Genomic DNA, 18,753 nt, shown 5'->3' with positions numbered 1-18,753 from the left:
GCCTACAAAAAACAGCATGTTACCGGATTTTTGTAGGGCGGATAAGCGAAGCGCCATCCGCCATCATCGGTAAATCTCGATCAATACAGCGCTTTGCCGCTGCTATCTTTCACGTTGGTCTTCCATGCAGCGCGAACCTGCTCGACCACGCTGTCCGGCAGAGAGGCGTAATCCAGGTCGTTAGCCTGTTTCGCGCCTGACTTGTAGGCCCAGTCGAAGAACTTCAGCACTTCGGCGCCCTGCTCAGGTTTCTTCTGCTCTTTGTGAACCAGAATGAAGGTGGTGGAGGTGATTGGCCACGCGTCATCGCCTTTCTGGTTGGTCAGGTCCTGCGCGAAGGATTTGCTCCAGTCAGCACCTTTGGCGGCGTTGGCGAAGCTCTCTTCGGTCGGTGCGACCGGTTTGCCGTCAGCAGAAACCAGTTTGGTGTAGGTCAGGTTATTCTGCTTGGCGTAGGCGTATTCCACATAGCCGATAGAGCCCGGCAGACGCTGTACGAACGCGGCGATACCGTCGTTACCTTTACCGCCAAGACCGGTCGGCCAGTTAACGGTAGAGCCAGAGCCGATTTTGGATTTCCACTCGTCGTTCACTTTCGCGAGATAGCTGGTGAAGACGAAAGACGTACCGGAACCGTCAGCGCGGCGCACCACGGCGATATTCTGAGAAGGCAGTTTTTTGCCCGGGTTCAGTTTGGCGATAGCCTCGTCATCCCACTTCTTGATTTTGCCAAGGTAGATGTCGCCCAGGGTTTTGCCATCCAGCACCAGTTCGCCAGACTTGAAGCCCGGCAGGTTAACCGCCAGCACCACGCCACCGATCACGGTCGGGAACTGGAAAAGCCCTTCTTGCTGTAATTTTTCGTCAGAAAGCGGCGCGTCAGAAGCACCAAAATCAACTGTGTTAGCAATGATTTGTTTAACGCCACCGGAGGAGCCGATACCCTGGTAGTTTACCTTGTTACCCGTTTCTTTCTGGTAGGTATCCGCCCATTTGGCATACACCGGCGCCGGGAACGTTGCGCCCGCGCCAGTCAGACTTGCTGCCGCGAAAGCGGAAAAAGCGCTCAGAGATAAGGTCGCGGCGACAACAGTTGCGACGGTGGTACGCATAACTTTCATAATGTCTCCTGCTGGTGTTCGTAATTTATTGTTTCGTGGCTACGGTGAGCAAAGTAGGACAGTTTGGTGACAGATAAATGTACGAATTATGACAGTTTTATGACAATGAAAAAGATGCAGAAATGTCTTACTTAACTTTCTGAATAATAATGCTTTTATAATTCCGCAACCCGCCCGTCATTTATAAGGATAGCCGTAATGATAAAAAAAATGTCACTTTTCTCCGCTGCGTCATTACTTACTTTTTCATCAATAAGTTATGCCGCGCCGGTTCAACTGGATGACCACAGCACCCGTATTCACGGCGCGCCGGTGACGATATTTACCAGCGATGGCGTCGTGGCACCGTCTAACGTCGATATCTCGGATGTGGAAAAGGCCGTCGAGGCGTATAAGCGCAAAGAGCAAAACCGCTATTCGGACGACAGAAAAGATAGCGATCTGGAAAATCGCCTGCGGGCGCTGGAGCAGGAAAATGACAAGCTGTCCCGTGAACTGGATGATTTAAAACGCAAGATTAAATAAGCGGTGGGCTCCCTGTATAGCGACAGGCAGGGAGCTTACTCCTTTTATCGGTCAGGCTCATTACGATGTTTTGCCCGTTTTAAGGCGCGTTTTTCCGAAGGGCGCTGAAGGGCTTTGGTATGAGCGCGTCGCATTTTGTTCGCAAGACACCAGCGGCCCAGCCTGAACATCTCCTCACTGTTCATCATTCGCCATGCTGCCCACACCAGCAGCGCGCCCGCACTCCAGCAGAGCCAGAACACACCGGAAAACGGCCACATTATCAGGCCGGTAATTAGCGTCGCCAGGCTTAACGCCGCATGAAAAAACGCGCTGAAGAGAAACAGCTGCAAATCGCGGTGCCGCCCTTTTTCTATCATCAACATCACGAATATCAGCAATACCAGCCAGATAGCGCCTGAGAGTATCCACAACACAGAAAAAGCGGGCCGCAGCGCGGCGAGATTGAGGACGGCACTCAATGCCATGGCATAGACGCACCCCACCGGCACTCGCCAGAAACGGCGCGAGCCGATGATGCGGACATCGGGCAGATCGTGGCGCTCGGCCATTTTAAGTTTGAGCTTATGCAGCCTGCGGTGGGCGATATCGTCATCCACCTCTGCGCTGTAAGTGAGGAGCTGATAAAACCGTGTGTCAGCGAGGCGCTGCATAAACGACATAACCTATCCGTTTCATGACGTTGTGAAAAAAAAGAGGCTGCCTTCCGGCAACCTCTTCAGAGCATAACACGCGCGAGAGCGCGTTATTCCACCGTAACGGATTTCGCCAGGTTACGCGGCTGGTCAACGTCGGTGCCTTTAATCAGCGCGACATGATAGGCCAGCAGTTGCAGCGGAACCGTGTAGAAGATCGGCGCGATAACTTCTTCAACATGCGGCATCGGGATGATGTTCATGTTGTCGCTGCTGCTAAAACCCGCATCCTGATCGGCGAAGACATACAGCACGCCGCCACGGGCGCGAACTTCTTCGATGTTGGACTTCAGTTTTTCCAGCAGTTCGTTATTCGGTGCCACCACGATAACCGGCATATCGGCGTCAATCAGGGCCAGCGGGCCGTGCTTGAGCTCGCCTGCCGCATAGGCTTCGGCGTGAATGTAGGAGATCTCTTTGAGCTTCAGCGCGCCTTCCAGCGCGATCGGGTACTGATCGCCACGGCCCAGGAACAGCGCGTGGTGCTTGTCGGAGAAATCTTCCGCCAGCGCCTCGATGCGTTTGTCCTGAGAGAGCATCTGCTCGATACGGCTCGGCAGCGCCTGCAGGCCGTGAACGATATCGTGCTCAACGGCGGCATCCACGCCTTTCAGACGGCCCAGTTTCGCCACCAGCATCAGCAGAACGGTTAACTGGGTGGTGAACGCTTTGGTGGACGCCACGCCAATTTCCGTGCCGGCTTTGGTCATCAGCGCCAGCGACGATTCACGCACCAGCGATGAGCCCGGAACGTTACAGATGGCCAGCGAACCGAGATAACCGAGCTCTTTGGACAGACGCAGCGCCGCGAGGGTGTCTGCGGTTTCACCGGACTGCGACAGCGTGATCATCAGGCTGTTGCGGCGCACGGCAGATTTGCGATAGCGGAATTCCGAGGCGATTTCGACATCGCACGGCACGCCTGCCAGCGCTTCAAACCAGTAGCGAGAAACCATACCGGAGTTGTACGAGGTGCCACACGCGACAATCTGAATATGCTCAACTTTAGAGAGCAGTTCGTCGGCGTTCGGACCCAGCTCGCTTAAATCCACCTCGCCGTGGCTGATGCGCCCGGCCAGCGTATTTTTAATCGCGTTCGGCTGCTCGTAGATCTCTTTTTGCATGTAGTGGCGGTAGATGCCTTTATCACCGGCGTCATACTGCACGTTAGATTCGATTTCCGGGCGGGAGACGCTTTCGCCCTGGGTGTTGAAAATCGCGACGGAGCGGCGGGTCACTTCGGCGATATCGCCCTCTTCGAGGAAGATAAAGCGGCGGGTTACCGGCAGCAGCGCCAGCTGATCGGAGGCGATGAAGTTTTCGCCCACACCGAGGCCAATCACCAGCGGGCTGCCGGAACGGGCCGCCAGCAGAACGCTCGGATCGCGGTTATCCATAATGACGGTGCCGTAAGCGCCGCGCAACTGAGGAATGGCGCGCAGCACCGCCTCACGCAGCGTACCGCCCTGCTCCAGCTCCCAGTGCACCAGGTGCGCGATCACTTCGGTGTCGGTTTCGGTGACGAATTCGTAGCCGCGCGTTTTCAGCAGTTCGCGCAGCGGTTCGTGGTTTTCGATAATGCCGTTATGCACCACCACAATATGCCCGGAGACATGCGGGTGCGCGTTGCCTTCTGACGGTTCGCCGTGGGTCGCCCAGCGGGTGTGCGCGATACCCGTGCCGCCATGCAGCGGATGTTCTTCCGCCGCCTGAACCAGCATCTGTACTTTGCCCAGACGACGCAGACGGGTCATATGCCCCGCGTTATCCACCACCGCGAGACCGGCGGAGTCATAGCCGCGGTACTCCAGACGACGCAAACCTTCGAGAAGGATTTCAGCAATATCACGTTGCGCTACAGCGCCAACAATTCCACACATAATTAATTTCCTGACAATGGCATTTCGCCATGCGTTGTCGCCGACCTGTATTTGCCCGTTTTCCGGGCTCCCCGAGCCTTGTAGAGAGTGGGGTTATTGTTTTGGAACTGCCTGTGGGCGGAAGATTATGTTATCCCTTCATCCCGTGCCTGCCGCAGGGCATGACTGCTCTGCGACCGGCAAAACCGTATGGCGGGCAGATACAGCGCGCCCGCCATGAACATAACTTATTTTTTCTTCACCGGGCGACGCCAGCCCTGTTTGTGTACCTGCGGCACGCGGGTGAGCACCAGCTCGTTTTCCGCGATATTGCGCGTCACGGTGGTGCCTGCGGCGATGGTCGCGCCTTTCGCCACCGTCACCGGTGCCACCAGCTGGGTATCGGAGCCGACAAACACATCATCGCCAATGATGGTTTTGTGCTTGTTCGCGCCATCATAGTTACAGGTGATGGTGCCCGCGCCGATGTTAACGTTATCGCCGATTTCCGCGTCGCCGAGGTAGGTCAGGTGACCCGCTTTCGAGCCTTTACCCAGACGCGCTTTTTTCATCTCGACAAAGTTGCCGACATGCGCGCCTTCGAGAAGCTCCGCGCCCGGACGCAGACGCGCGAACGGCCCGATGGTGCAGGCGGTATCCAGACGGGCGTCTTCCACCACGCTGTAAGGGCTGATTTCGCAGTCGTCGCCGATGACGCTGTTTTTAATCACGCAGCCCGCGCCGATTTTCACGCGATTGCCCAGCACTACGTCGCCTTCAATAATCACGTTAGCGTCAATTTCGACATCGCGCCCGTGTTGCAGCGTGCCGCGCAGATCAAAACGCGCCGGGTCACGTAACATCACGCCCGCCAGCAGCAGTTTTTCTGCCTGCTCGGCCTGGTAAACGCGCTCAAGACGCGCCAGTTGCAGGCGGTTGTTCACGCCTTCCACTTCGCTTAACCGCTGCGGATGCACGGCGGCAATCTCGCGGCCTTCGTTCCAGGCCATCGCGATGATATCGGTAATGTAGTATTCACCCTGCGCATTGTTGTTATCGAGCTTCGCCAGCCAGCGTTTCAGATCCGCGCCGTTGGCGACGAGGATGCCGGTGTTGATTTCGTTAATCTGGCGCTGCTCATCGCTGGCATCTTTATGCTCAACGATCCCGGAGACTTTTCCGTTCTCACGGGTAATGCGGCCATAACCGGTCGGATCGTCGAGCTTCACGGTTAACAGCCCAATACCGCCCTGCGGCTTCGCCGCGCAGAGCTGTTGCAGGGTGTCAACGGAGATCAGCGGTACGTCGCCGTAGAGCATCAGCACATCTTCGTCGTCGCTAAAGAACGGCGCCGCCTGCTGCATTGCATGGCCGGTGCCGAGCTGCTCGGCCTGCAATACCCAGTTCAGCGAGGCGTCTTTAAGGGTGCTTTGCAGCAGATCGCCGCCGTGACCGTAAACCAGGTGAATGTGCTGCGCGCCGACATGCTTCGCGGCGTCAATCACGTGTTGCACCATCGGCTTCCCGGCCAGAGTGTGCAGCACTTTTGGAAGATCGGAGTACATGCGCGTGCCTTTGCCAGCGGCAAGGATCACAACGCTCATAGCATGGCTAGACATAGTCGTCCTGTCTTATGAAAGTGAATGAAGTAAAGCGATTTAGCGCCCGAAATTCTACATATTTTTCAGCATAAAACGGGCTGCTGGCAAATCGCCGCTTTAAGCCTGTTTTACCACGTTATACAGCCGCGTAATGCATGCCGGAAGGCGTAAAAAGAGAGAGTAAACGCTTTCTGGCGTCTTATCATTCATAAAAACAATGGGATGCCGTTTTTTTGCGGCTGGAATAAAGCGCAGTAAATGCCGACTAAAATCCAGCAAACATACGTCCTTGCGTATAACGCAGACATAAAAAAAGCCAGCCGGGTCGCCCTGGCTGGCTTTTTAACTTTCAAGCCGGTGTTACATCGCTTTTTTGGTCAACTCGATAACGCGCAGTTTGGCGATCGCCTTGGCCAGCTCAGCAGAAGCCTGAGCGTAGTCCACGTCACCGTGGGAGCTACGGATATGGTCTTCCGCTTTACGCTTCGCTTCCAGGGCTCGCGCTTCGTCGAGATCCTGGCCGCGAATCGCGGTGTCAGCCAGCACGGTTACGTTGCCCGGCTGCACTTCCAGCACGCCGCCGGAGAGATAGATATACTCTTCGTGGCCGTGCTGTTTCACGATGCGGATCATACCAGGCTTAATGGCGGTGAGCAGCGGCGCGTGGCCCGGGTAAATACCCAGTTCACCTTCGCTACCCGTAACCTGGATTTTCTCGACCAGACCAGAGAACATCTGTTTCTCTGCGCTGACGACATCCAGGTGGTAAGTCATTGCCATGTCACCCTCCGATTAAGGCGTTAAAGTTTTTTGGCTTTTTCCACGGCTTCATCAATGGAGCCAACCATGTAGAACGCCTGCTCCGGCAGATGATCGTATTCACCTTCCATGATGCCTTTAAAGCCACGGATGGTGTCTTTCAGCGATACGTATTTGCCCGGCGCGCCGGTAAACACTTCTGCCACGAAGAACGGCTGTGACAGGAAACGCTGAATTTTACGAGCACGAGCAACAACCAGTTTGTCTTCTTCAGACAGCTCGTCCATACCGAGGATGGCGATGATGTCTTTCAGTTCCTGGTAACGCTGCAGGATGGACTGCACGCCGCGAGCGGTGTCGTAGTGCTCCTGGCCTACTACCAGCGGGTCCAGCTGACGGCTGGTGGAATCCAGCGGGTCAACGGCCGGGTAGATACCCAGAGAAGCAATCTGACGGCTCAGTACCACGGTTGCGTCAAGGTGCGCAAAGGTGGTGGCTGGTGACGGGTCAGTCAAGTCATCCGCCGGTACGTATACCGCCTGTACGGAGGTGATAGAACCGGTTTTGGTGGAGGTGATACGCTCCTGCAGAACGCCCATCTCTTCCGCCAGGGTCGGCTGGTAACCTACCGCTGAAGGCATACGGCCCAGCAGTGCGGATACTTCAGTACCGGCCAGGGTGTAACGGTAGATGTTGTCGACGAACAGCAGAACGTCACGACCTTCGTCACGGAATTTCTCAGCCATGGTCAGGCCGGTCAGCGCAACGCGCAGACGGTTTCCCGGCGGCTCGTTCATCTGGCCGTACACCAGGGATACTTTATCCAGTACGTTGGAGTCGGTCATTTCGTGGTAGAAGTCGTTACCTTCACGGGTACGTTCGCCCACGCCCGCAAACACGGAGTAACCGGAGTGCTCAATCGCGATGTTACGAATAAGCTCCATCATGTTTACGGTTTTACCTACACCTGCACCACCGAACAGACCGACTTTACCGCCCTTCGCGAACGGACACATCAGGTCGATAACTTTGATGCCGGTTTCCAGCAGTTCCTGAGAGCTGGACAGCTCTTCATAGGACGGCGCCGCGCGGTGAATCGCCCAACGCTCTTCTTCGCCGATGTCGCCTTTCATGTCGATAGGCTGACCCAGGACGTTCATGATACGACCCAGCGTCGCTTTACCTACCGGCACTTCGATCGGGTGCTCAAGGTCTGCAACAGGCAGACCGCGACGCAGACCGTCGGAAGAGCCCATCGCGATGGTACGTACGATACCGCCGCCGAGCTGCTGCTGGACTTCCAGCACCAGACGCTCATTACCATTCGTTACCTCAAGGGCGTCGTACACTTTCGGTACAGCATCCTGAGGGAACTCGACGTCCACCACGGCGCCGATTACCTGGACAATCTTTCCAGTAGCCATCTTGAATCCTCTACGAAATAACCTGGTTAAACCGCGGCGGCCCCCGAGACGATCTCGGTGAGTTCCTGAGTAATGCTGGCCTGACGAGCTTTGTTGTACACCAACTGCAGCTCTTTAATCAGGCTGCCGCCATTATCGGTTGCGGCTTTCATCGCCACCATTCGTGCGGCCTGCTCGCTGGCCAGGTTTTCAACCACACCCTGATAAACCTGCGATTCGACATAACGACGCAGCAGGGTATCCAGCAGCGCCTTCGGATCGGGTTCGTACAGGTAATCCCAGGATTTGTGCTTCAACTCATCGTCTTCTGATGCCGGCAGCGGCAGCAGCTGAGTGATGGTCGGAGCCTGAGACATGGTGTTAATAAATTTGTTGCTGACAACGTAAAGCTTGTCCAGACGGCCTTCATCATAAGCCTGCAACATCACTTTAACCGGGCCAATCAGATCGGACAGGGAAGGGTTATCCCCCATGCCGGTGACCTGCGCCACAATGTTGCCGCCCACTGAATTGAAGAAAGAAACGCCTTTAGAGCCGATCATTGCGATATCGCACTGAACGCCTTTATCGGACCATGCTTTCATATCCGCCAGCAGTTTCTTGAACAGGTTGATGTTCAAGCCGCCGCACAGACCACGGTCAGTCGACACCACCAGGTAGCCCACGCGCTTAACGTCGCGTTCTTCCAGGTAAGGGTGTTTGTATTCCAGATTACCGGTAGCAAGGTGACCAATCACTTTGCGCATGGTATCTGCATAAGGACGGCTGGCCGCCATGCGATCCTGCGATTTACGCATTTTGGAAGCGGCGACCATCTCCATCGCTTTAGTGATCTTTTGCGTGTTCTGGACGCTTGCGATCTTACTACGTATCTCTTTTGCGCCGGCCATGAGCTTCTCCTCAATGCCTTGCGGCTTGCCTTACAGCAAGCCGCCAGACGTTACCAGGACTGGGTTGCTTTGAAGGAGTCGAGGAGGCTTTTCAGCTTGCCTTCGATCTCATCGTTATAGCCACCGGTCTGGTTGATCTCTTGCATCAGCGGAGCGTGATCACGGTCAGCGTAAGCCAGCAGAGCGGCTTCGAAGCTACCGATTTTCGCCAGTTCCACATCTTCGAGGTAACCGCGCTCCGCCGCGAACAGGACCAGGCCCTGCTGTGCAACGGACATCGGCGCGTACTGTTTCTGCTTAAGCAGTTCAGTTACTTTCTGGCCGTGGCTCAGTTGCTTACGGGTTGCTTCGTCCAGATCGGAGGCGAACTGAGAGAACGCCGCCAGTTCACGATACTGTGCCAGCGCGGTACGGATACCACCGGACAGTTTCTTGATGATCTTGGTCTGAGCAGCACCACCCACACGCGATACGGAGATACCCGGGTTAACCGCCGGACGAATACCGGAGTTAAACAGGTTGGTTTCCAGGAAGATCTGACCGTCAGTAATAGAAATTACGTTGGTCGGAACAAACGCAGAAACGTCACCCGCCTGGGTTTCGATGATCGGCAGTGCGGTCAGAGAGCCGGTTTTACCTTTCACTGCACCTTTGGTGAAGTTCTCAACGTATTCCGCGTTAACACGGGATGCGCGCTCCAGCAGACGGGAGTGGAGGTAGAACACGTCGCCCGGGAATGCTTCACGTCCCGGCGGACGACGGAGCAGCAGGGAAACCTGACGGTAAGCGACAGCCTGTTTAGACAGGTCATCGTAAACGATCAGCGCGTCTTCGCCGCGGTCACGGAAGTATTCGCCCATCGCGCAACCGGCATACGGAGCCAGGTACTGCAGCGCAGCGGATTCAGAAGCGGTCGCGACCACAACGATGGTGTTGGACAGCGCACCGTGCTCTTCCAGTTTACGAACCACGTTAGCAATGGTGGACGCTTTCTGGCCGATAGCCACGTACACGCATTTGATGCCGGAATCGCGCTGGTTGATGATGGCGTCGATAGCCATCGCGGTTTTACCGGTCTGACGGTCGCCGATGATCAGTTCACGCTGACCACGACCGATTGGGATCATGGCGTCAACGGACTTATAACCGGTCTGTACAGGCTGGTCTACGGACTGACGATCGATTACGCCCGGTGCGATAACTTCGATTGGCGAGAAGCCATCGTGTTCAACCGGACCTTTACCATCGATCGGCGCGCCGAGGGTGTTAACCACACGGCCCAGCAGGCCACGGCCAACCGGCACTTCAAGAATACGGCCAGTACATTTCACCTTCATGCCTTCGGCAAGGTCAGCGTACGGACCCATAACCACTGCACCTACAGAGTCGCGCTCCAGGTTCAGTGCGATAGCGTAACGGTTACCCGGCAGGGAAATCATCTCACCCTGCATACAGTCGGCCAGGCCGTGAATGCGGATAACACCGTCGCTTACAGAAACAATAGTACCTTCGTTATGAGCTTCGCTCACAACATTGAACTGAGCAATGCGCTGCTTGATCAGTTCGCTGATTTCGGTGGAATTCAGTTGCATGCTCCAGTCCCCTTAAGACTGCAAGACGTCTGCGAGGCGCTCAAGACGGCCGCGCACGCTGCCGTCAATGACCGTATCACCCGAACGGATGATGACGCCCGCCATTACAGACTTATCAATTTTGCAATTCAGCTTCACTTTGCGTGACAGACGTTTTTCCATCGCGGCGCTGATTTTCGCAAGCTGTTCATCGCTCAGTGCGCTGGCGGAAGTCACTTCGACTTCAACGGTAGCCTCAAGGGCTGCGCGTAACTGAATGAACTGCTCAAGAACATCAGGAAGTACCTTCAGACGGCCGTTTTCCGCCATCACCCGAATCAGGTTCTGGCCGTTGGCGTCTAACTGGTCACCACAGATTGCGATAAACGACTCAGCGAGCGTTTCTGGCGCCAGGGCGCCAGAGAGAAGCTCAGCCATCTGTTCGTTTTTGGCCACTTCAGCGGCAAACGCCAGCATATCCTGCCAGCGGTCGAGGCTTTGGTGTTCGACGGCAAAGTCAAAAGCTGCTTTGGCGTAGGGGCGAGCTACCGTTACAAATTCAGACATCAGCCCCTCCCTCCTTACAGTTCAGCGACCAGTTTATTCACGATGTCGCTGTTAGCAGCTTCATCCACGGAACGTTCAATGATCTTCTCGGCGCCAGCAACAGCCAGGATAGCAACCTGCTTGCGCAGCTCTTCACGGGCACGTTTACGCTCGGCTTCGATTTCGGCCTGGGCCTGCGCCACGATTTTGTTACGTTCCTGCTCTGCTTCAGCTTTCGCTTCGTCCAGGATCTGAGCACGGCGTTTGTTCGCCTGCTCAATAATCACCTGGGCTTCCGCTTTCGCTTTTTTCAGCTGGTCGGTCGCGTTGGACTGTGCAAGCTCCAGATCCTTTTTAGCGCGTTCTGCAGAAGACAGACCGTCAGCAATTTCTTTCTGACGTTTTTCGATGGCAGCCATAATTGGCGGCCATACATACTTCATACAGAACAGAACGAACAGGACAAACGCGATGGCCTGGCCGAGGATTGTTGCGTTAAGATTCACAGCACAATGCCTCTTATCTGGTTAATGTTCTGATATTGTCTGGAAATTCAGACAACTTCGTTTACTACGCGACGGCGAACATCACGTACAGACCCAGACCCACAGCGATCATCGGGATAGCATCCACCAGACCCATTACGATAAAGAACTGAGTACGCAGCAAAGGAATCAGATCAGGCTGGCGCGCAGCGCCTTCCAGGAATTTGCCCCCGAGGATGCCGATACCGATCGCAGCACCGATTGCCGCCAGACCCATCATCACAGCGGCAGCCATGTACAGCAGATCCATATTCAGGTTTTCCATGACAGTCTCCAGTTTGTTTCAGTTAAAACGCAGTAGTGTTGAGTAAAAAATCAATGCTCTTCAGATGCCATCGACAGATAGACAATCGTCAGAACCATGAAAATGAAGGCCTGCAACGTGATGATCAGGATGTGGAAAATGGCCCAGGGCACATTTAACAACCATTGTGACCACCACGGCAGAAGACCCGCAATCAGAATGAAAATCAGCTCACCGGCATACATGTTGCCGAACAGTCGCAGACCGAGAGAAACCGGTTTGGACAGCAGGCTCACACCTTCCAGAATCAGGTTGATCGGAATAAATACCGGGTGATTGAACGGCTGCAGCGTCAGCTCTTTAGTAAAGCCGCCAACGCCTTTCATTTTGATGCTGTAGAAAAGAATCAGGATAAATACACCAAGCGCCATGGAAAGGGTGATGTTCACGTCCGCAGACGGCACCACGCGCAGGGCTGGCAAGCCAAATACGTGCTCGCCGATGTACGGCAGCAGGTCGATAGGCAGCAAATCCATCAGGTTCATCAGGAATACCCAGACGAAAATCGTCAGGGCCAGCGGCGCAATGAGCTTGCTTTTGCCGTGGTACATGTCTTGTACGCTACCATGCACAAAGCCGATAACCAGCTCTACCGCGGTCTGGAATTTGCCCGGTACGCCGCTGGTCGCGTGTTTGGCGACTTTACGGAACAGAACCAGGAATAACAGGCCCAGCACCACCGAGAAAAACATCGAGTCGATGTTGAGCGTCCAGAAGGTGGCCGGGGGGTTATGCGGATCCACCAGCGAGAAGGTACGCAGGTCAATCTGAAGGTTATTCAGATGGTGGCCTATGTACTCCTGCGGCGTCGAGATTTCTCCTGCAGACATGATGCCTCTTACCCTTTGTTGTTAATTACAGCTGGCGCCAGTATCTGCACAACCAGCACCGAAACCCACGTCACAATCAGCGGCAAGAAAACCGCCTTCAAACACGCCAGCGCCACCACCAGCAGGGTAAAGGTCGCAATCACCTTGAACGCTTCGCCGAAGGCGAAAGACCAGGCCACGCGGCCTTTAGCGGGTGTATGCGCCTGATGACGCCAGGCAAAATTCATAAACAGCACATTCGGCAGCCACACTGCCAGCCCTCCGCATAACGCAGAGAAGCCCCAGAAAGGGTCTTTGAAGCAAAACAACAATCCTGCCGCCAGAACCGCGATGAACTGGATGAGCAGGAGCTTGCGGGCCACTTTTTTACTCATAAGCGACGCAGACATTTTGCCACTGCTCCCTTCGAGGTATGACGCGTGTCGTATAAAACGTTCTTTGACGCTCTGAGTCAAGCCTCAAAAAGCGCTCAAATTATACGGGGCGAGCACGTGATTTCAAACTATAAGTAGCCAAAAGGTGAATAAATGTTTAAATAATTTTCAGGAGGCGTTTTTTTCAAGTTTCTCTTAAATCTGAAAGCAAATGTAAAAACTGCAAATCGCGCGAAAACCTTGCGAATAAAGCGTGCACGAGATCACATTCTAAACAATTTCTGCTCAAGCTTTGACAGATCCTTTATGAATGCGTGTTTTATAACCTTTTGAATTTAAGACGCTTTAAACCCAAAATTTTTTAAAACACCCCGAAACACGATTAAAACCTTTCATTGACATCTATGAGAAACAATTTACGCCCTATTAGCATACAGACACCTGTGCATAGCGCCCTTATATTTTCATCAGTGACTATTTACTATTTGGCGCAAATGATGCTTAGTTATCCTTAAGCTGCAAACAAGTTAATAAAAAGTGAAATAAGATGTTGTAATCACGCCCCATACCTCTTTTTCTGCTGACGCAATCCCGACACCTTATTTCTACTTTTTTTGATAAATATTAAGTTCTGTTTGCTTTAAGGATAACCAAATGGCGTTCGCCATCGAGACGCGGAACAGACAGTCTGACGATTTCTTCAACAGCAAAACCTGACGGCAGTGCGCTGATTTCATCATCCGGACGCTGGCCTTTAAGAGCATAAAAACGCCCTTCTTCTTCCGGCAGATGATGGCACCAGTTCACCATATCCGAGAGCGACGCAAATGCGCGGCTGATAACGCCATCAAACGGCGGCTCGGCAGGAAAGGCTTCTACGCGGCTTTGAACCGGCGTGATGTTGTCGAGTTTCAGCTCGTGTTGCACCTGACGCAAAAAACGCACGCGCTTGCCGAGACTGTCCAGCAGCGTGAAATGGCTGTCCGGACGCACGATCGCCAGCGGAATACCCGGCAGGCCAGGACCTGTGCCGACATCAATAAAACGGGTGCCTTTTAAGTGCGGCTCCACCACGATGCTGTCCATGATATGGCGCACCAGCATCTCGTTCGGGTCGCGTACGGAAGTGAGGTTATAAGCCTTGTTCCACTTGTTCAGCATATCGACATAGGCCACCAGCTGCGCTTTCTGGTGTTCGGGCAGCGTAATCCCTGCGTCATCAAGCAGGCGGGTCAGTGTATTCAGCACGACGGTTTTTCCATATAAAAAGGGCCAGACAAGGCTGGCCCGAAGAGCGTTTCAACTCAGGCACTGCGGCGCAGTAGCCCCTGTTTTTTCAGCCAGACCAGCAGAATCGAGATAGCGGCTGGCGTGATCCCGGAGATACGGGACGCCTGGCCAATCGATGCCGGTTTATGATCGTTAAGCTTGGCGATCACTTCATTGGAGAGGCCATTCACCTGGCGATAATCCAGCGTCGCCGGCAGCAGCGTGTTTTCGTTGCGCTGCTGTTTTTCAATCTCATCCTGCTGACGAGCGATATAGCCTTCGTATTTCACCTGGATCTCAACCTGCTCCGCCGCCTGCGCGTCATCCAGCGCCGGAGCGAAGGCCGATAGCGAGGTTAACTGAGCATAGGTCATTTCCGGACGGCGCAGCAGATCTTCACCGCTGGCTTCACGGGAGAGCGGCGCAGTGAGCATCGTGTTGATCTCCTCCACCGAGGCGGTAGACGGCGTCACCCAGGTGCTTCTCAGGCGCTGGCGCTCGCGTTCGATATTCTCAAGCTTCTCGTTGAAGCGCGCCCAGCGCGCATCGTCGACCAGTCCCATTTCGCGACCAACTTCGGTCAGGCGTAAATCAGCGTTGTCTTCGCGCAGCATCAGGCGATATTCGGCACGCGAGGTGAACATGCGGTACGGCTCTTTGGTGCCGAGCGTACAGAGGTCATCCACCAGCACGCCAAGATAAGCCTGAGAGCGCCCCGGCGCCCATCCCTCTTTCTCCGCCGAGTAACGGCCCGCGTTCAGACCGGCCAGCAGCCCCTGAGCCGCGGCTTCTTCGTAACCGGTCGTGCCGTTGATCTGGCCTGCGAAGAACAGCCCGTGGATATATTTGCTTTCCAGAGTCGGCTTCAGATCGCGCGGATCGAAGAAATCGTACTCAATCGCGTAACCCGGGCGAACAATCTTCGCGTTCTCCATCCCTTTCATGGAACGGACAATTTGCATCTGCACGTCGAACGGCAGGCTGGTGGAGATGCCGTTCGGGTAAATTTCGTTGCTGGTCAGCCCTTCCGGCTCCAGGAAAATCTGGTGCGCGTTGCGATCGGCGAAGCGCATCACTTTATCTTCAATCGAGGGGCAATAGCGCGGACCGATCCCTTCGATAACCCCCGCGTACATCGGGCTGCGATCGAGGTTACTGCGGATCACGTCATGGGTTTTCTCGTTAGTGTGCGTGACGTAGCACGGCACCTGACGCGGATGCTGATCCGCCGAGCCCATGAACGAGAAGACCGGCATCGGGTTGTCGCCATGCTGCTGATCGAGCACGCTGAAATCGATGGTGCGCGCGTCAATACGCGGCGGCGTTCCGGTTTTCAGACGGCTGACGCGCAGCGGCAGTTCACGCAGGCGACGCGCCAGCGGTACGGAAGGCGGATCGCCCGCACGGCCGCCGCTGTAGTTATCAAGCCCGATGTGAATCTTGCCGTCGAGGAACGTGCCGACCGTCAGGACAACCGCTTTCGCGCGGAATTTCAGGCCCATCTGCGTGACGGCACCGACAACGCGATCGTTTTCCACGATCAGATCGTCAACGGCCTGCTGGAAGATCATCAGGTTCGGCTGATTCTCCAGCGCGGTACGCACAGCCTGCTTGTACAGCACGCGATCTGCCTGAGCGCGGGTAGCGCGTACGGCCGGACCTTTGCTGGCGTTTAGTATCCTAAACTGGATACCCGCCTGGTCGATCGCTTTCGCCATAAGCCCGCCGAGGGCATCCACTTCCTTCACCAGATGTCCTTTACCAATACCGCCGATCGCCGGGTTGCAGGACATCTGTCCGAGCGTGTCGATATTGTGTGTCAAAAGCAGGGTCTGCTGACCCATGCGTGCAGCGGCCATTGCGGCCTCGGTACCTGCATGACCCCCGCCAATGATAATGACGTCAAAAGGATCCGGATAAAACATGTTGGTATGACCTCGCGGTTGTGCGAAAGAGGGTTAGCTAGCCCGGGGCGTGGATTCTACTCAACTTTAGCCTGGTGAGAAAGCGCCGGGATCGTTGGTATTAAAAAGAAGATCTTTTATCTAAAGGATCTGTTTTATTATGATCTCTTATTAGGATCGACATCCCTTGTGGATAACCCGGATCGCCCATTTGGGATCAAAAGGTTATCCGGGATCGCTTGCTGTGAATGATCGGTGATCCCAGACCGTATAAGCTGGGATCAGAAATGAGGGTTATACACAACTCAAAAAGCGAACAACACTTATACCTTGGATAACTACGGGTTGATACAAGCTTTTAAGCTATTTTATCCACAGCTGAATGGCGATCATTTCGCCGATCAGAGTAAATTTTTCCATGATCCGAGCCACACCTCAGCCGGATCTTCGGGAATATCATGATCGAGAATGTTGATCTTAAGCGGTTCGCCGACGCGTTTCGCGCCGCATTCGATTAACAGCGCGTCCAGTTTTTCAATCGCCCCGCAAAACGTGTCGTATTCGCGGCTTCCGATACCGATAGCGCCGTAGCGAACCTGGCTGAGATCCGGACGCTGTTCTGCAAGCTCATCATATAAAGGTTGCAGATTGTCCGGCAGATCGCCCGCGCCATGCGTGGACGTCACGATAAGCCAGGTGCCTTCAGGCTTAAGATCTTCAAGAAGCGGGCCATGCAGCGTTTCGGTGCTAAAACCGGCGTCTTCCAGCTTTTCAGCCAGGTGCTCCGCCACATATTCCGCGCCGCCAAGAGTGCTGCCACTGATCAGGGTAATGTCTGTCATGGATGTCCGCCTTGAGTAAACGACGCGTATTGTACGCTGTGCAGGGGCTGGGATCTACCTGTGGATAATATGGGTATTAAAAAATCCCTTTATGGGCGGATAGTACGCATGATCGGGTTTTGCAGCGAGATCAACGTCTCGGTGGACTGAATTTCATCAATTGTTTGGATCTTGTTGATAAGCACCTGCTGTAATGCGTCTATCGAACGACACATCACTTTAATAAAGATGCTGTAGTGGCCGGTGGTGTAATAGGCCTCGGTCACTTCATCCAGGCTTTCCAGCTTTTCGAGCGCGGCCGGGTAATCTTTTGCACTCTTGAGAATAATGCCGATAAAGCAGCACACATCGTAACCAAGCTGTTTCGGGCTGATATCGATACGCGCGCCAGTGATGATCCCAGCCTGTTTCATTTTTTCCACGCGTACATGAATCGTGCCGGGACTGACGCCGAACTGTTTAGCGAGTTCGGCATAGGCGGTACGCGCATTCGCCATTAATGCCTCCAGAATGCCGCGGTCCAGATTATCGATCTGATAATTTTCCATACGTTTTCCTTATGTTTATTCAGTAATCGTCAGTTTCATGCCGTCTATATTATCGGATTAAAAGACGTGTGGCCTTTTTTATTGATGATTATTGAACTGGCTGGCTTTTTTATTGCTTAATCAAAAGCAACAGAGGTACAGGAGCCCTAAAAAATGAAAACCGCCTACATCACACGCCAGCGTCAGATTAGCTTTGTGAAAGCCCATTTTTCCCGCCAGCTTGAGGAGAAACTCGGTCTGCTTGAAGTGCAGGCACCGATCTTAAGCCGCGTCGGCGACGGGACGCAGGATAACCTTTCCGGCTGTGAAAAAGCGGTGCAGGTCAATGTCAAAACGCTGCCGCAGGCGCAGTTTGAAGTGGTGCACTCGCTCGCGAAATGGAAGCGCAAAACGCTGGGCCAGCATGATTTCAGCGCGGGCGAAGGGCTTTATACCCATATGAAAGCGCTGCGCCCCGATGAAGACCGTCTCTCTCCGGTACACTCGGTGTATGTGGATCAGTGGGACTGGGAGCGCGTGATGGGCGACGGCGAACGCCATCTCGGTACGCTGAAGCAGACGGTGGAGAGCATCTGGTCAGCGATTAAGGAAACCGAACTGGCGGCGGCGGAGCGCTTCGGGCTGACGCCGTTCCTGCCGGACGCCATTCATTTTGTGCACAGCGAAACGCTGCAGCGCCGCTTCCCGGAGCTGGACGCCAAAGGGCGCGAGCGCGCGATTGCGAAAGAGCTGGGCGCGGTCTTCCTGATTGGCATTGGCGGGAAACTTGCCGACGGCAAACGCCACGACGTGCGCGCGCCGGATTATGATGACTGGACCACGCCGACGGAAAGCGGTTTTGCCGGACTTAACGGCGATATCCTCGTCTGGAACCCGCTACTGGAAGACGCATTCGAGATCTCCTCAATGGGCATCCGTGTCGATGCCGACACGCTTAAACGCCAGCTGGCGCTCACCGGCGATCAGGATCGTCTGGAGCTGGAATGGCATCAGGCGCTGCTGAACGGCGAAATGCCGCAGACGATCGGCGGCGGGATCGGTCAGTCGCGTCTCACTATGCTGCTGCTGCAACTGCCGCATATCGGTCAGGTGCAGTGCGGCGTCTGGCCGGAGCAGGTGCAGTCTACCGTCGCTGAGCTGCTGTAA

19 protein-coding genes are annotated in these 18,753 nt (G+C 54.7%); 2 read left to right on the top strand and 17 right to left on the bottom strand.

Features of this window, described 5'->3' with window-relative positions:
* Positions 1–80: 80 nt before the first annotated feature.
* Positions 81–1,121 carry a phosphate ABC transporter substrate-binding protein PstS gene (pstS, locus tag ACUW6V_RS18790; RefSeq protein ID WP_004387547.1) on the bottom strand — a complete coding sequence of 347 codons (1,041 nt, stop codon included), beginning with the start codon at positions 1,119–1,121 and terminating at the stop codon, positions 81–83.
* Between the two features lie 198 nt (positions 1,122–1,319).
* Between pstS and ACUW6V_RS18785 the strand changes: the two genes are divergently transcribed.
* Positions 1,320–1,646, top strand: a complete 327-nt coding sequence (locus ACUW6V_RS18785; RefSeq protein ID WP_004387548.1) for a hypothetical protein — start codon at positions 1,320–1,322, stop codon at positions 1,644–1,646.
* A gap of 44 nt (positions 1,647–1,690) precedes the next feature.
* Here ACUW6V_RS18785 and ACUW6V_RS18780 read toward each other — a convergent pair whose 3' ends face one another.
* From ACUW6V_RS18780 to asnC, 16 genes are all read right to left on the bottom strand, one after another.
* On the bottom strand, positions 1,691–2,308 hold the full coding sequence (locus ACUW6V_RS18780; RefSeq protein WP_085045630.1) for a hypothetical protein: 618 nt from the start codon (positions 2,306–2,308) through the stop codon (positions 1,691–1,693).
* An 83-nt stretch (positions 2,309–2,391) separates the two neighbouring features.
* Complete coding sequence (gene glmS / locus ACUW6V_RS18775; protein WP_032970378.1) at positions 2,392–4,221, bottom strand: glutamine--fructose-6-phosphate transaminase (isomerizing); 1,830 nt, start codon at positions 4,219–4,221, stop codon at positions 2,392–2,394.
* A gap of 227 nt (positions 4,222–4,448) precedes the next feature.
* Positions 4,449–5,819 (bottom strand): bifunctional UDP-N-acetylglucosamine diphosphorylase/glucosamine-1-phosphate N-acetyltransferase GlmU, encoded by a 1,371-nt coding sequence (gene glmU, locus ACUW6V_RS18770; RefSeq protein WP_029039516.1) that lies wholly within the window; start codon positions 5,817–5,819, stop codon positions 4,449–4,451.
* Between the two features lie 342 nt (positions 5,820–6,161).
* A complete protein-coding gene (locus ACUW6V_RS18765; RefSeq protein ID WP_004386166.1) occupies positions 6,162–6,581 on the bottom strand; it encodes a F0F1 ATP synthase subunit epsilon in 420 nt (139 codons plus the stop codon).
* 20 nt (positions 6,582–6,601) lie between these two features.
* Positions 6,602–7,984, bottom strand: coding sequence for a F0F1 ATP synthase subunit beta (gene atpD / locus ACUW6V_RS18760; RefSeq protein ID WP_004386167.1), 1,383 nt, complete (start codon positions 7,982–7,984; stop codon positions 6,602–6,604).
* Between the two features lie 26 nt (positions 7,985–8,010).
* Positions 8,011–8,874 carry a F0F1 ATP synthase subunit gamma gene (gene atpG, locus ACUW6V_RS18755; protein WP_004386168.1) on the bottom strand — a complete coding sequence of 288 codons (864 nt, stop codon included), beginning with the start codon at positions 8,872–8,874 and terminating at the stop codon, positions 8,011–8,013.
* Positions 8,875–8,924: 50 nt separating this feature from the next.
* On the bottom strand, positions 8,925–10,466 hold the full coding sequence (atpA, locus tag ACUW6V_RS18750; protein WP_004386169.1) for a F0F1 ATP synthase subunit alpha: 1,542 nt from the start codon (positions 10,464–10,466) through the stop codon (positions 8,925–8,927).
* A 12-nt stretch (positions 10,467–10,478) separates the two neighbouring features.
* Positions 10,479–11,012, bottom strand: a complete 534-nt coding sequence (gene atpH, locus ACUW6V_RS18745; protein WP_004386170.1) for a F0F1 ATP synthase subunit delta — start codon at positions 11,010–11,012, stop codon at positions 10,479–10,481.
* Positions 11,013–11,026: 14 nt separating this feature from the next.
* Positions 11,027–11,497: a F0F1 ATP synthase subunit B gene (gene atpF / locus ACUW6V_RS18740; protein WP_004386171.1), complete on the bottom strand. Its 471-nt coding sequence runs from the start codon at positions 11,495–11,497 to the stop codon at positions 11,027–11,029.
* Between the two features lie 64 nt (positions 11,498–11,561).
* The gene (atpE, locus tag ACUW6V_RS18735; RefSeq protein WP_000429386.1) at positions 11,562–11,801 is read right to left on the bottom strand and encodes a F0F1 ATP synthase subunit C; all 240 of its coding nucleotides are present in this window, start codon (positions 11,799–11,801) and stop codon (positions 11,562–11,564) included.
* A 50-nt stretch (positions 11,802–11,851) separates the two neighbouring features.
* Positions 11,852–12,670, bottom strand: a complete 819-nt coding sequence (atpB, locus tag ACUW6V_RS18730) for a F0F1 ATP synthase subunit A (protein WP_004386172.1) — start codon at positions 12,668–12,670, stop codon at positions 11,852–11,854.
* 8 nt (positions 12,671–12,678) lie between these two features.
* On the bottom strand, positions 12,679–13,059 hold the full coding sequence (gene atpI / locus ACUW6V_RS18725) for a F0F1 ATP synthase subunit I (protein WP_007872206.1): 381 nt from the start codon (positions 13,057–13,059) through the stop codon (positions 12,679–12,681).
* A 609-nt stretch (positions 13,060–13,668) separates the two neighbouring features.
* Positions 13,669–14,292, bottom strand: coding sequence for a 16S rRNA (guanine(527)-N(7))-methyltransferase RsmG (gene rsmG, locus ACUW6V_RS18720; protein WP_007866275.1), 624 nt, complete (start codon positions 14,290–14,292; stop codon positions 13,669–13,671).
* Between the two features lie 56 nt (positions 14,293–14,348).
* Positions 14,349–16,238 carry a tRNA uridine-5-carboxymethylaminomethyl(34) synthesis enzyme MnmG gene (mnmG, locus tag ACUW6V_RS18715; RefSeq protein ID WP_085661910.1) on the bottom strand — a complete coding sequence of 630 codons (1,890 nt, stop codon included), beginning with the start codon at positions 16,236–16,238 and terminating at the stop codon, positions 14,349–14,351.
* A gap of 380 nt (positions 16,239–16,618) precedes the next feature.
* Positions 16,619–17,059, bottom strand: a complete 441-nt coding sequence (gene mioC, locus ACUW6V_RS18710) for an FMN-binding protein MioC (protein ID WP_004386176.1) — start codon at positions 17,057–17,059, stop codon at positions 16,619–16,621.
* Positions 17,060–17,148: 89 nt separating this feature from the next.
* On the bottom strand, positions 17,149–17,607 hold the full coding sequence (asnC, locus tag ACUW6V_RS18705; protein WP_004386178.1) for a transcriptional regulator AsnC: 459 nt from the start codon (positions 17,605–17,607) through the stop codon (positions 17,149–17,151).
* Between the two features lie 153 nt (positions 17,608–17,760).
* On the opposite strand from asnC, the gene asnA reads away from it, so the two are divergent.
* Positions 17,761–18,753: an aspartate--ammonia ligase gene (gene asnA / locus ACUW6V_RS18700; RefSeq protein ID WP_454038762.1), complete on the top strand. Its 993-nt coding sequence runs from the start codon at positions 17,761–17,763 to the stop codon at positions 18,751–18,753.

Source organism: Cronobacter sp. 153480017-3, assembly GCF_053627815.1.
This window is presented reverse-complemented; position numbering and strand designations above follow the sequence as displayed.